A 13,038-nucleotide genomic window follows, 5' to 3' on the forward strand; every position below is an offset into this window, starting at 1 on the left:
GATGGATAGACTGCCTAGAATACCTTTAGCAGATATCATTGACCGTTTTGTTGACTGGATTACAATGACGTTTGGCGGATTCTTCGACGGAATCGCAAACGGACTTGCCGCTTTTGTAAATGGAATTGTCAGCGGACTTGGATTTATCCCATCTATTTTGTTAACGATTATTTTCGCCGCACTTGCGTGGTGGATCAGTACAAGAGGAATTGCGTTATTTACATTGATTGGATTCCTCCTGATCGATTATTTAGGATATTGGGACCCAATGCTGCAGACATTGGCGCTTGTTTTGACATCTGTGATTATTTCGATTGTGGTCGGGGTTCCGATCGGAATTTGGGCGTCCCAGAAAGAAATGGTACGCCGTATTGTAACGCCAATTCTTGATTTAATGCAGACAATGCCTGCTTTCGTATATCTATTGCCGGCGATTTTCTTCTTTAACATCGGTGTTGTGCCGGGTGTTGTTGCATCAGTTATTTTCGCGATGCCTCCGACAATCCGCATGACCGTTCTCGGTATTAAACAAGTGCCGGCGGATCTGATTGAGGCGACTGAGGCGTTCGGTTCTACAACAGCTCAGCGTTTGTTTAAAGTTCAGCTTCCGCTTGCGACAAAAACCATCCTGGCCGGAATCAACCAAAGCATCATGCTTGCGTTATCAATGGTTGTTATCGCCGCTATGGTCGGTGCGCCGGGACTTGGTTCTGAAGTATACAGCGCCGTTACACAGCTGAAAACCGGGGTCGGAGTAGAGGCCGGTATCGCCATCGTTATCGTTGCCATTACCCTGGACCGTATTACTCAAAATATTAAAGTGAAGAAGAAAAGCAGGGGGAATGCCTGATGCTTAAAAAAATCATCGGCATTGGCGTTTCCGCCATGCTGGCGCTCTCACTTGCGGCTTGCGGTTCACAACACGATGAAAATGCAACCGCAGCAGAACAGGTGAATAAGACCATCATCGGGATTGACCCCGGTTCAGGGATTATGTCCCTGACTGACAAAGCGATGAAGGATTATGACCTGAATGACTGGACATTGATTTCAGCGTCAAGTGCCGCGATGACCGCAACACTTAAAAAGTCATACGACCGTAAGAAACCGATTATCATTACAGGATGGACACCGCACTGGATGTTCTCCAGATATAAGCTGAAATATCTCGATGATCCGAAACAATCTTATGGCAGCGCGGAGGAAATCCATACGATCACACGCAAAGGCTTCAGCAAAGAGCAGCCGAATGCCGCAAAGCTTCTGAGCCAGTTTAAATGGACGCAAGACGATATGGGCGAAGTGATGATCAAAGTGGAAGAAGGCGAGAAACCTGCCAAAGTCGCAGCTGAGTATGTGAAGAATCACAAAGATCAGATTGCGGAGTGGACAAAAGGCGTTCAAAAGGTCAAGGGGGACAAAATCAACCTTGCCTATGTGGCGTGGGACAGTGAAATTGCAAGCACAAACGTGATCGGCAAAGTCTTCGAAGACTTAGGCTATGAGGTGACGCTTACTCAGGTAGAGGCCGGTCCGATGTGGACTGCAATCGCGACGGGAAGCGCGGATGCATCCCTTTCCGCATGGCTGCCGAATACCCATAAAGCATACGCCGCCAAATATAAAGGCAAATATGACGATATTGGCACCAGTATGACGGGCGTGAAAATGGGTCTTGTTGTTCCTCAATATATGAAAAACGTTAACTCAATTGAAGATTTGAAGAAGTAATGAAGAAAGCAGCCTGGGATCAGGCTGCTTTTTTTGCGTTAAGAAGCGTTAGCGGCAGCAAGCGATTCCGCTTTCTGAAATGTTTTGAGCACGGCGTTCGCCAAAATGTGAATGCCGTTGAACATTGCATTTCTGTCAAAGGTCATGTGCGGATGATGGAGTCCCGGCTGGAGTCCGCAGCCGAGACCAAGCATTGTTGTTTTGAGGTTCGGCACTTTCACGGCGTAAAAATGGAAATCCTCGCCGCCGGTGGTGACAAGCGGGTCATCAAGCTGCTCAGCCCCGATGATTTCCGTAATGGCTTCTGCCATGATCGCTTCAGCTTCTTTGTTTTGTGTCGCTGCAGGAAGGCTGTGTTCTTTTTGCAGGTCGATCTTTGCGCCGAATGCGGCGGCGGCCGCTTCACAGGCTCTTTCTGTTTCGGCAATTAACGCCTCCATGGCTTCATTGGTCTGTGCGCGCAAATCAAGGCTGAACGATGCTTTTCCCGGAATGATGTTAGAGCTTTCTCCGCCGGCTTGAAGCTTTGTCATTTTGACGGTATGCGGGATTTGCGGGTCAATATGGATGAGCCCGAGCTTATGTACAAGAAATGCCGCAATTTCAATGCTGTTTTTCCCGAGGTGCGGGCGGGCGCCGTGGGCTTCCTCTCCAATAATCGTTCCCTCAATGTGCTGGCTTGATCCGTGCAGAATAGACGGGGCGCAGCGCCCGTTTTGTGTTTCCTGAATTGGGCGGACGTGAACACCGTACAAATAGTCGGCATCATCAAGCACGCCTTCTTCTATCATTTTCAAGGCACCGCCGCCTTTTTCTTCTGCCGGCTGAAAGATAAAACGGATTGTGCCCTTCGGAAGCTCAGGTTGTTTTCTCAGCAGCATTAATGTGCCCAATGCCATTGTCATATGTGCATCGTGTCCGCAGGAATGGTTGGCGCGAAATGTGCCGTTAACCTCCTGCCAAAGCGCGTCAATATCAGTGCGTACCGCTACAACAGGTGAGCCTGAGCCGATTTCACCGACAACCCCGGTGCAGTCTGAAAACGTGCGCGTCCGGCATCCTAACTCCTCAAGCTTTTGTTTGAGAAATGCAGTTGTCTCATATTCCTTCCAGCTGACTTCAGGGTTCGCGTGCAGATGCTCGAAGATGTCCATAATGGTTTGTTTCATGTCTTCTGAAAGCTTTTGCATGGTAAGAAATACCTCCTTCTATCAGAATGAATTTTTACCTTCTTTACTTTATTTATATTGAAACAGGAAGATAGGCTGTATATAATATAGCACATATTGAGACTTTTCAGAATAATTAATATTTTCAAACAGAGGGGATGGATCGAAATATGAGTATGCCAGCAGCCGAAACACAGCCTAAGAAAAAACGAATGACATTTAAAATGCCTGACGCCTATGTCCTCTTATTTATCATTGCTTTCATTTGCGCAATCGCTTCATATATTGTGCCGGCAGGTGAATTTGACCGCGTGACAAAGGGGGATGTCACGACTGCTGTTCCGGGAAGCTATCATTCCATTGAACAGTCACCGGTCAGCCTGATCGGTTTTTTTACTTCCCTACAGGATGGAATGGTCGGATCAGCACCAATCATCTTTCTGATTTTATTCACAGGCGGCACCATTGCCATTTTAGAAAAAACGGGTGCCATCAATGGCCTGATTTACAATGTCATCAGCAAATTCCGCACCAAGCAATTATTATTTATTTGTATTGTCGGCGCGTTGTTCTCTATTCTCGGAACAACCGGGATTGTCGTGAATTCAGTTATCGGTTTTATCCCCATCGGCCTCATTGTGGCACGATCCTTAAAATGGGACGCCGTCGCGGGAGCCGCTGTCATTTACATCGGCTGCTACGCTGGATTTAACTCCACCATACTATCACCGTCCCCGCTCGGTTTATCACAATCAATTGCGGAGCTCCCTCTTTTTTCAGGAATCGGCCTGCGAGTTGTGATATACATTTGCTTTTTGCTGTCTTCTATTATTTATATCTATTTGTATACGAGAAAATTAAAAAAATCAAAAGATGCCAGTGTGTTAGGAACAGATTGCTTCCCTGGAGCAGGAATGGGCGAAGGCGGTAAAGAAGAAGATCAGTCAGTGTCATTTACTGTTCGCCATAAGCTGATTTTGGCCGTGGCGGGACTCTCGCTGGCCGGCTTTTTATACGGCGCTTTGAAGCTTGGCTGGTCGGATTCCCAAATGGCTGCGACATTTATTTTTATTTCTGTCCTTGCCGGTTTAATAGGCGGACTTGCGGCGAACGATATTGCCAAAACCTTCATTACGGGCTGTCAAAGCCTTGTATACGGGGCGCTGATTGTCGGGATGGCACGAAGCATTTCCGTCATCCTTGAAAATGGAAAGTTACTCGATACAGTCGTCAATGCTTTGGCTTCACTGTTGGACGGTTTCAGTCCGATTGCCGGGGCAATCGGCATGTATATCGCCAGTGCGCTGCTTCATTTTCTCATCTCCTCAGGATCTGGCGAAGCCGTTGTATTTATTCCAATCCTGGCGCCGCTCGCTGATTTGATGGGAATCACGAGACAGGTTGCGGTGGAGGCGGTTATGCTTGGAGAAGGGGTCGTCAACTGTGTCAATCCAACATCCGGTGTTCTCATGGCGGTACTTGCCGCCAGCGGCATTCCGTACGTCAAGTGGCTGCGGTTTATGGTGCCGCTTGCTCTGATTTGGTTCTTGATCGGGCTTGTTTTTATTGTGATCGGCGTCATGATCAATTGGGGGCCGTTTTAACAATTGCTGCCCGCCGGCTTGTACGGCGGGCTTTTGAGTTATTCATTGCAGAAGCGCAGGCTGTTATTGTAACATGTAAGCCATAGCCATTCGTAAAAGTGCGGGAGGAAGGTCATGAATAATCTGCGTAATAGACTTTCAGGCGTGAATGGGGAAAATAAGAGAGTAAAAGAAAAAGAACAAAAAATCTGGTCGGAGATTGGGATGATAGCGGGATCGTTTGCGCTCCTTGATGTGATCATCCGCGGCATTATGTTTGAATTTCCGTTTAAAGAATGGGCTGCAAGCCTTGTGTTTTTGTTCCTCATCATCTTATATTACTGCATCAGGGCAGGAGCGTCAGGAATGCTCATGCCGAGAATAGACACCGAAGAAGAACTGCGAAAACGGGTAAAGCAGCAGCGAATAGATTCAATTGCGGTCGCCTTTGCGGTAGTGGTGCTTACGATGTACGACAGGGGGATTCCCCATACATTCTTCGCTTGGCTGAAAATGATCCTTCTTTTTATCGTCTGTAGCGGCGTTCTGTTTTTGCTTCGATATGTGATTGTGAAGCTGGCTTACAGAAGAGCGGTAAAAGAAGAAGCAGAGAAGAAATCATCTTAATGGTGGTTTCTTTTTTGTTTATAAGAGAAAAGTCTTTTTATTTGATAGGAATATAGATTTGAATTCACTCTGCCGCGTTGCTTTGATAGAGAGTGTGTGATAAGTTCGAATGTAAGCGTTAACATAATTCTCCAGTCTTCACAACAGTTGAAAGGAGGAAGCTGAAGAAAGAGTAAGAGGAATTTTTGACTCCGCAGTCAGTCTTCAAAATTCAAATAAGGAGTGTCAAAAATGTTTAAAAAACGATTCAAAACCTCTTTACTGCCGTTATTCGCTGGATTTTTATTGCTGTTTCATTTGGTTTTGTCAGGCCCGGCGGCTGCAAATGCTGAAACTGCAAACAAATCGAATGAGGTGACCGATTCATCGGTCAAAAACGGGACCATTCTTCATGCTTGGAATTGGTCATTTAATACGTTAAAACACAATATGAAGGACATTCATGATGCAGGATATACAGCCATTCAGACGTCTCCGATTAACCAAGTAAAGGAAGGGAACCAAGGAAATAAAAGCATGTCGAACTGGTACTGGCTCTATCAGCCGACATCGTACCAAATTGGCAACCACTACTTAGGCACTGAACAAGAATTTAAAGAAATGTGTGCAGCTGCTGAAGAATATGGCGTAAAAGTCATAGTTGACGCGGTCATCAATCATACCACCAGTGACTATGGCGCGATTTCTAATGAGATTAAGAGTATTCCAAACTGGACACACGGAAACACACAAATTAAAAACTGGTCGGATCGATGGGATGTTACGCAGAATTCATTGCTCGGGCTGTATGATTGGAATACACAAAATACACAAGTACAGTCCTATCTGAAACGTTTCTTAGAAAGAGCATTGAATGACGGAGCAGACGGGTTCCGCTATGATGCCGCCAAGCATATAGAGCTTCCTGATGATGGGAATTATGGCAGCCAGTTTTGGCCGAATATCACAAACACATCTGCAGAGTTTCAATACGGAGAAATCCTGCAGGATAGTGCTTCTAGGGATACTGCTTATGCGAATTATATGAATGTGACAGCTTCTAACTATGGGCATTCCATCAGATCCGCTTTAAAGAACCGTAATCTGAGTGTGTCGAATATCTCCCATTATGCATCTGACGTGTCTGCGGACAAGTTAGTCACATGGGTGGAATCACATGATACGTATGCCAATGATGATGAAGAGTCCACATGGATGAGTGATGACGATATCCGTTTAGGCTGGGCAGTGATTGGTTCGCGCTCAGGAAGCACGCCTCTTTTCTTTTCCAGGCCTGAGGGCGGAGGAAATGGTGTAAGATTTCCAGGGAAAAGTCAAATAGGAGATCGCGGGAGCGCCTTATTTAAAGATCAGGCGATCACTGCGGTCAATCAATTTCACAATGAAATGGCCGGGCAGCCTGAGGAACTCTCAAATCCGAATGGGAACAATCAAATATTTATGAATCAGCGCGGCTCAAAAGGTGTTGTGCTGGCAAATGCAGGTTCCTCTTCTGTCAGCATAAATGCTTCAACGAAATTACCTGATGGCAGCTATGATAATAAAGCCGGGACCGGTTCATTTCAAGTCAGGGACGGTAAACTGACAGGCGCGATCAATGCCAGATCTGTGGCTGTGCTTTATCCTGACGATATTACAAATGCGCCTCAAGTTTTCCTTGAGAATTACAAAGCAGGCGTAACACATTCTTTCAATGATCAACTGACGATTACCCTGCGTGCAGATGCGAACACAACAAAAGCTGTTTATCAAATCAATAATGGACAAGAGACAGCGTTTAAAGATGGAGATCAATTCACAATCGGAAAAGAAGATCCATTTGGCAAAACATACACCATCATGTTAAAAGGAACGAACAGTGATGGTGTAACGAGGACCGAGGAGTACAGTTTTGTTAAAAGAGATCCAGCTTCGGCCAAAACCATCGGCTATCAAAATCCGAATCATTGGAGCCAGGTAAATGCTTATATCTATAAACAGGATGGGGGCGGGGCAATTGAATTGACCGGATCTTGGCCTGGAAAACCAATGACTAAAAATGCAGACGGAAATTACACCCTGACGCTGCCTGCGGATACGGATACAACCAACGCCAAAGTGATTTTTAATAATGGCAGCGCCCAAGTGCCTGGCCAGAATCAGCCTGGCTTTGATTACGTGCAAAATGGTTTATATAATGACGCGGGCTTAAGCGGTTCTCTTCCTTATTGAGTACAAGGCTGACGGGTTATAGTGAAAGAAACCATCATAGATGGTTTCTTTTTTGTTCATAAATCAGACAAAACTTTTCTCTTGCAAAAGTTTGTGAAGTATTGCACAATATAAATGTGAAATACTTCACAAACAAAAAGACATCAAAGAGAAACATACCCTGGAAGGATGATTAATGATGAACAAACATGTAAATAAAGTAGCTTTAATCGGAGCGGGTTTTGTTGGAAGCAGTTATGCATTTGCGTTAATTAACCAAGGGATCACAGATGAGCTTGTGGTCATTGATCTAAATAAAGAAAAAGCAATGGGCGATGTAATGGATTTAAACCACGGAAAGGCGTTTGCGCCGCAACCGGTCAAAACATCTTTCGGAACATATGAAGACTGCAAGGATGCTGATATTGTCTGCATTTGCGCCGGAGCAAACCAAAAACCTGGCGAGACACGCCTTGAATTAGTAGAAAAGAACTTAAAGATTTTCAAAGGCATTGTCGGTGAAGTCATGGCGAGCGGATTTGACGGCATTTTCTTAATCGCGACAAATCCGGTTGATATCCTGACTTACGCGACATGGAAATTCAGCGGCCTGCCAAAAGAGCGGGTGATCGGAAGCGGCACAACACTAGATTCTGCGAGATTCCGTTACATGCTGAGCGAATACTTTGGCGCAGCGCCTCAAAACGTGCACGCGCATATTATCGGAGAGCACGGCGACACAGAGCTTCCTGTCTGGAGCCATGCGAATATCGGCGGTGTGCCGGTTAGTGAACTCGTTGAGAAAAACGATGCGTACAAACAAGAGGAGCTGGACCAAATTGTAGATGACGTGAAAAACGCAGCTTACCATATCATTGAGAAAAAAGGCGCGACTTATTATGGCGTTGCGATGAGTCTTGCCCGCATTACAAAAGCGATTCTTCATAATGAAAACAGCATATTAACTGTCAGCACATATGTGGACGGGCAATACGGTGCAGATGACGTGTACATCGGTGTTCCAGCTGTCGTGAACCGCGGAGGGATCGCTGGTATCACTGAGCTGAACTTGAATGAGAAAGAAAAAGAACAGTTCCTTCACAGCGCCGGCGTCCTTAAAAACATTTTAAAGCCTCATTTTGCAGAACAAAAAGTCAACTAACCGCAACTTTAGAGTAAAGGGCTGATTGTCAATGTGGGAGCAGTTGTATGATCCGTTTGGAAACGAGTATGTGAGCGCACTTGTGGCGCTCACTCCGATTCTCTTTTTTCTCTTGGCTTTAACTGTTTTGAAAATGAAAGGCATACTTGCGGCGTTTCTTACTCTAGCCGTCAGTTTCTTCGTCTCCGTTTTGGCATTTCACATGCCAGTTGAAAAAGCGATTTCTTCTGTTTTGCTAGGAATCGGGAGCGGGCTGTGGCCCATTGGCTACATTGTCCTGATGGCGGTGTGGCTGTATAAAATCGCAGTGAAAACCGGGAAATTTACTATTATTCGGTCCAGCATTGCCGGCATTTCGCCTGACCAACGATTACAGCTATTATTAATTGGTTTTTGTTTTAACGCGTTTTTGGAAGGCGCGGCCGGTTTTGGTGTTCCGATTGCGATCAGCGCGGCGCTGCTCGTCGAACTTGGTTTTAAACCGTTAAAAGCGGCAGCGCTCTGCTTGATCGCAAACGCAGCTTCCGGAGCCTTTGGGGCAATCGGGATTCCTGTCATCACAGGGGCGCAGATTGGTGATTTGTCTGCTCTTGAGCTGTCACGGACATTGATGTGGACACTGCCGATGATCTCATTTTTCATACCGTTTCTGCTTGTATTCCTATTAGACCGAATGAAAGGAATCAAACAGACATGGCCTGCCCTTCTGGTTGTGAGCGGTGGGTATACAGCGGTTCAGACCCTGACAATGGCGGTGCTCGGGCCGGAATTAGCCAACATTTTGGCGGCCTTGTTCAGCATGGGCGGGCTTGCCCTCTTCCTCCGCAAATGGCAGCCGAAAGAGATTTACCGGGAGGAAGGAGCCGGCGATGCTGGTGAGCAAAAGACATACCGTGCCGCTGACATTGCGAAAGCGTGGTCTCCTTTCTACATTTTAACTGCGGCGATCACCATCTGGAGCCTTCCCGCCTTCAAAGCGCTTTTCCAAGAAGGCGGACTGTTATATCAAACAACGCTCCTGTTTAAAATGCCTTTTCTGCACCAGCAAATTATGAAAATGCCGCCGATTGCGCCATCTGCCATGCCGTTAGATGCAGTCTTGAAAGTTGATCTGCTGTCAGCGACTGGTACAGCGATTTTAGCCGCAGTCATCGTGACAGGACTGTTCAGCAAAAACTTCTCCTCTCGAGATGCCTTTGCTTCCTTGAAGGAGACAGGAAAAGAGCTGTGGGTGCCGATTATCACGATCTGCTTCGTGATGGGGTTTGCCAATCTGGCTAACTTCGCAGGGCTCAGCTCTTCAATTGGGTTAGCACTGGCGAAAACGGGGGACCTGTTCCCGTTTGTCAGTCCTGTTCTCGGCTGGATCGGCGTGTTCATTACCGGTTCTGTTGTCAGCAATAACGCTTTGTTCGGACATTTGCAGGTTGTGACCGGAGCGCAGATCGGTGCGGGTTCTGACTTGCTGTTGGCCGCAAATACTGCGGGCGGGGTCATGGCGAAACTTGTTTCTCCTCAATCTATCGCCATCGCTGCCGCAGCGGTCGGCCAAACAGGCAAGGAATCTAAACTGTTTAAACGGACAGTGGCGTACAGCCTGGTTCTGTTATTGGGCATATGTATATGGACGTTTATTCTTGCAAGATTAGGAGTGTAATAGAAAAAAGCAGTACATGCCCAGCATGTACTGCTTTTTTATGTTAATTTGCTTTCTTTGTTATTTCGGCTGTTGTCTTCACTCTGGCTTTTCCCATAAACAAAATGGTAATCGCCGCGAGGACAATTGGAATCAAAGCGAGCAAAAAGACATACGTGATACTTGATGACATCGCGTCAATAATGCGATTCAGGATCGCGTCAGGAATTTGGGAACGTGTTCCCGCTTGGAAAATCTCCTGCGGGTCGCCGATATTTTGCGCCGCGCCTGATCCCGCTGAACCTTTCATGCCGCTGAAGGCGTCACTCAGCTTGTTTGTGAATACGTTTGTTTGCACCGTTCCGAAAATGGTGACGCCCAGGGTCATGCCGAATGATCGCAAAAACGAATTTGTAGAGTTTGCCGTTCCCCGAAAGCGAGGTTCGAGGTCATTCATCGATGCCGCCGGCAGCAGTGAGAAGTTAAAGCCTACGCCAAAGCCTGAAATCATCATAAAGACTGTGAGCCATACCCGTGCTGTGTCAGGCGTCATATTGGAAAGAAGCAGCATGCCGATAAAGAAAGCTATAACAGATATCAGCATCAAATTGCGGAAGCTTGCCTTTGTTTGGAAGATTCCGCCGATCATGCTGCCGATGACTGATCCAATCATCATCGGCGTCAAAATGAAGCCCGCGCTTGTCGCTGAGCTGCCGTAGACCGCCTGAACGAAAATCGGAATAAATACCGCTAAAATAATGAATGTTCCGCCATATAGGAAAGCAAGAATCTGTGCTGTGGCAAACAATCTGTTTTTAAACATCCAGAACGAAATGATCGGCTCTTCCGCTTTTCTCTCCACAATAAAAAAGGCGATGAAGAAAACAGCGAATACAATAAACAACCCAATGATCTGAATGGAATTCCAATCGTATGTTTTGCCGCCAAGCTCAAGGGCGAACATCAGGCATACAATGGATACGACTAAGGTAATCGCGCCGCCCCAGTCAATTTTCTGCTTTCTGGGCTCCAGAGATTCTTTGTAATAGCGAATAATGAAAAACAATGACAATGCGCCGATCGGTACATTGATGTAAAACACCCAGTGCCAGCTGATCGAATCTGTAATGATTGCGCCTAAAAGCGGACCAAGAACACTGGATAATCCGAATACGGCGCCGAACATGCCGGACATTTTTCCGCGTTTTTCCGGCGGAAACAAATCAAAGATAATCGTAAAGGCAATCGGCAGGAGCGCGCCGCCCCCGATTCCTTGAATGGCCCGGTAGATGATCAGCTGATTCATCGTCTGGGCAATTCCGCATAAAGCCGAACCGATTAAGAAAAAAATGAGTCCAAACAGGAAAAAACGTTTTCGGCCGTACATATCGGAAAGCTTGCCGTAAATCGGCATGCCAGCCATAACCGCCACCATATAGGATGCCGTCACCCAGGCAAATTTATCGAAGCTTCCAAGATCGGCTACGATGTTGCCCATCGCGGTGGCAACAATCGTATTGTCCATCGCTGACATCAAGATGCCCAGCAGGAGACCGAGAACAACAAATTTGGTGGAAGCCTGTTTTGCTGTTGTTGTGTCCATTTGTTCTACCTCCTCTTACTTTTCTATGTAAGTTCTGATATCATGATAATAGTTTGATCATTGAATATCTCGATTATCAAGATAAACTCGATTTTATAGGGAGGACTGTCAGTTGTCAACAAGAAATTCCAGAAGTGAGTTGGAAAAGACTGCCGTTCAGCTTTTTCGGAAACTGGGCACAAGAACGGTTCTGTTTCATCAGGCAGCCGCTCAAGCCCTCGGTCTGTTTCCCACCGATTTGAAATCAGCTGACATCTTAAATGAAGCAGGACCGATGACGGCCGGAGAACTGGGCAAAAAAACCGGACTTAGCACGGGTTCCGTCACGGCGCTTGTTGACCGGCTGGAAAAAGCGGGGTATGTGGCTCGTGAAAAGGACCCGAACGATCGCAGGAGAGTCGTAATCGTCCCTTTGACTGCTTCGAAAAAACATATAAAGGATTTGTTCCGTCCTCTGTCTGAGTCGACGATGGATTTGTGCTGCGAATATACGGAAGAGGAACTGGAACTCATTTTCAGTTTTGTAGGCAAAGCCGCTGATATCATGGAGAAAGAGCTTCAACGTTTGAAACAGTAAGTGAAATTGTGCATAGCTTGGCCCGTTCCCGAATAAATTGTACAAGTTACGTAAGAGAAGGGAGTACGGGCCGGTGAACATTTTTTTGAGCTATATTGTGCTGGGACTGTCCTTGTCTGCGCCTGTGGGGCCAGTGAATGCGGCGCAAATAGACAAAGGAATTAAAAACGGTTTTTGGCATGCATGGATATTTGGTTTAGGCGCCATGACAGCGGATGGGCTGTACATGCTTTTTATCTATTTCGGGCTGTCACAGTTTTTGACCGCTCCATTTGTGAAAACGTTTTTGTGGCTCTTCGGCTTTTTTGTGCTGACCTATACTGGAATTGAAACGCTGAAAAACGTCAGAGAGCCGATGGATGTGCGAGGCTCGCGGGGAAAGCCGTCATTCCGGAAAACGTTCGCTTCAGGTTTTCTCATTTCACTCTCGAATCCATTGAGCATCCTTTTTTGGCTTGGAATTTACGGAAGCATTCTTGCGAAAACAGCAGAGGCCTACAATATGAATCAGCTTCTGATCTATAGCTCGGGCATCATGATCGGCATTTTAATCTGGGATTTCTGCATGGCGATTACAGCCAGTACATTCAGAAACCTGCTTCATGAAAAGCTATTGAGAGGATTGACCGGAATGGCCGGTGTATCACTCCTCGTGTTTGGTTTTTACTTTGGTTATCAGGGCATTAAACAGTTATTGGGCTGATTCATAAAGGACAGTCACCTGCCGCTTCCAGTTTTAATATAGTATCCAGATGATACT

At 46.4% G+C, this 13,038-nt stretch carries 11 protein-coding genes; 9 read left to right on the forward strand and 2 right to left on the reverse strand.

Annotated features, from left to right (window positions below; genetic code table 11):
* The first annotated feature begins 1 nt into the window (after position 1).
* Both opuAB and opuAC read left to right on the forward strand, forming a co-directional pair.
* The gene (gene opuAB, locus CDO84_RS00755) at positions 2–850 is read left to right on the forward strand and encodes a glycine/proline betaine ABC transporter permease subunit OpuAB (protein ID WP_014662685.1); all 849 of its coding nucleotides are present in this window, start codon (positions 2–4) and stop codon (positions 848–850) included.
* On the forward strand, positions 850–1,731 hold the full coding sequence (gene opuAC, locus CDO84_RS00760; protein ID WP_040084249.1) for a glycine/proline betaine ABC transporter substrate-binding protein OpuAC: 882 nt from the start codon (positions 850–852) through the stop codon (positions 1,729–1,731). The genes opuAB and opuAC overlap by 1 nt, the downstream gene beginning before the upstream one ends.
* A gap of 38 nt (positions 1,732–1,769) precedes the next feature.
* Here opuAC and CDO84_RS00765 read toward each other — a convergent pair whose 3' ends face one another.
* Entirely contained in the window at positions 1,770–2,921 is a 1,152-nt protein-coding gene (locus CDO84_RS00765; protein ID WP_040084248.1) for a M20 peptidase aminoacylase family protein, read from the reverse strand.
* A gap of 149 nt (positions 2,922–3,070) precedes the next feature.
* On the opposite strand from CDO84_RS00765, the gene CDO84_RS00770 reads away from it, so the two are divergent.
* From CDO84_RS00770 to CDO84_RS00790, 5 genes are all read left to right on the forward strand, one after another.
* Positions 3,071–4,504, forward strand: a complete 1,434-nt coding sequence (locus tag CDO84_RS00770) for a YfcC family protein (protein ID WP_040084246.1) — start codon at positions 3,071–3,073, stop codon at positions 4,502–4,504.
* 114 nt (positions 4,505–4,618) lie between these two features.
* Positions 4,619–5,110, forward strand: a complete 492-nt coding sequence (locus CDO84_RS00775) for a DUF6773 family protein (RefSeq protein ID WP_014662689.1) — start codon at positions 4,619–4,621, stop codon at positions 5,108–5,110.
* 231 nt (positions 5,111–5,341) lie between these two features.
* On the forward strand, positions 5,342–7,321 hold the full coding sequence (amyE, locus tag CDO84_RS00780) for an alpha-amylase (RefSeq protein WP_040084244.1): 1,980 nt from the start codon (positions 5,342–5,344) through the stop codon (positions 7,319–7,321).
* A 175-nt stretch (positions 7,322–7,496) separates the two neighbouring features.
* Positions 7,497–8,462 (forward strand): L-lactate dehydrogenase, encoded by a 966-nt coding sequence (locus CDO84_RS00785; RefSeq protein WP_014662692.1) that lies wholly within the window; start codon positions 7,497–7,499, stop codon positions 8,460–8,462.
* Between the two features lie 31 nt (positions 8,463–8,493).
* Complete coding sequence (locus CDO84_RS00790; RefSeq protein WP_014662693.1) at positions 8,494–10,119, forward strand: L-lactate permease; 1,626 nt, start codon at positions 8,494–8,496, stop codon at positions 10,117–10,119.
* 43 nt (positions 10,120–10,162) lie between these two features.
* On the opposite strand, the gene bmr3 is transcribed toward CDO84_RS00790, so the two are convergent.
* Positions 10,163–11,701 carry a multidrug efflux MFS transporter Bmr3 gene (gene bmr3, locus CDO84_RS00795; protein WP_040084243.1) on the reverse strand — a complete coding sequence of 513 codons (1,539 nt, stop codon included), beginning with the start codon at positions 11,699–11,701 and terminating at the stop codon, positions 10,163–10,165.
* A 112-nt stretch (positions 11,702–11,813) separates the two neighbouring features.
* Between bmr3 and CDO84_RS00800 the strand changes: the two genes are divergently transcribed.
* Together CDO84_RS00800 and CDO84_RS00805 are read left to right on the forward strand one after the other, a co-directional pair.
* Complete coding sequence (locus CDO84_RS00800; protein WP_014662695.1) at positions 11,814–12,278, forward strand: MarR family transcriptional regulator; 465 nt, start codon at positions 11,814–11,816, stop codon at positions 12,276–12,278.
* Positions 12,279–12,351: 73 nt separating this feature from the next.
* The gene (locus CDO84_RS00805; protein WP_040084241.1) at positions 12,352–12,981 is read left to right on the forward strand and encodes a LysE family translocator; all 630 of its coding nucleotides are present in this window, start codon (positions 12,352–12,354) and stop codon (positions 12,979–12,981) included.
* The last annotated feature ends 57 nt before the right edge of the window (positions 12,982–13,038 follow it).

Source organism: Bacillus sp. MD-5 (assembly GCF_002201875.1).
In the GTDB taxonomy this organism is placed as follows: Bacteria; Bacillota; Bacilli; order Bacillales; family Bacillaceae; genus Bacillus; species Bacillus stercoris.

Coding starts and splice junctions, on each gene's coding strand:
- CDO84_RS00775 (WP_014662689.1), top strand. CDS start 4,619: ATGAATAATCTGCGTAATAGACTTTCAGGCGTGAATGGGGAAAATAAG.
- CDO84_RS00770 (WP_040084246.1), top strand. CDS start 3,071: ATGAGTATGCCAGCAGCCGAAACACAGCCTAAGAAAAAACGAATGACA.
- amyE (WP_040084244.1), top strand. CDS start 5,342: ATGTTTAAAAAACGATTCAAAACCTCTTTACTGCCGTTATTCGCTGGA.
- CDO84_RS00785 (WP_014662692.1), top strand. CDS start 7,497: ATGATGAACAAACATGTAAATAAAGTAGCTTTAATCGGAGCGGGTTTT.
- CDO84_RS00790 (WP_014662693.1), top strand. CDS start 8,494: ATGTGGGAGCAGTTGTATGATCCGTTTGGAAACGAGTATGTGAGCGCA.
- opuAB (WP_014662685.1), top strand. CDS start 2: ATGGATAGACTGCCTAGAATACCTTTAGCAGATATCATTGACCGTTTT.
- opuAC (WP_040084249.1), top strand. CDS start 850: ATGCTTAAAAAAATCATCGGCATTGGCGTTTCCGCCATGCTGGCGCTC.
- bmr3 (WP_040084243.1), bottom strand. CDS start 11,701: ATGGACACAACAACAGCAAAACAGGCTTCCACCAAATTTGTTGTTCTC.
- CDO84_RS00765 (WP_040084248.1), bottom strand. CDS start 2,921: ATGCAAAAGCTTTCAGAAGACATGAAACAAACCATTATGGACATCTTC.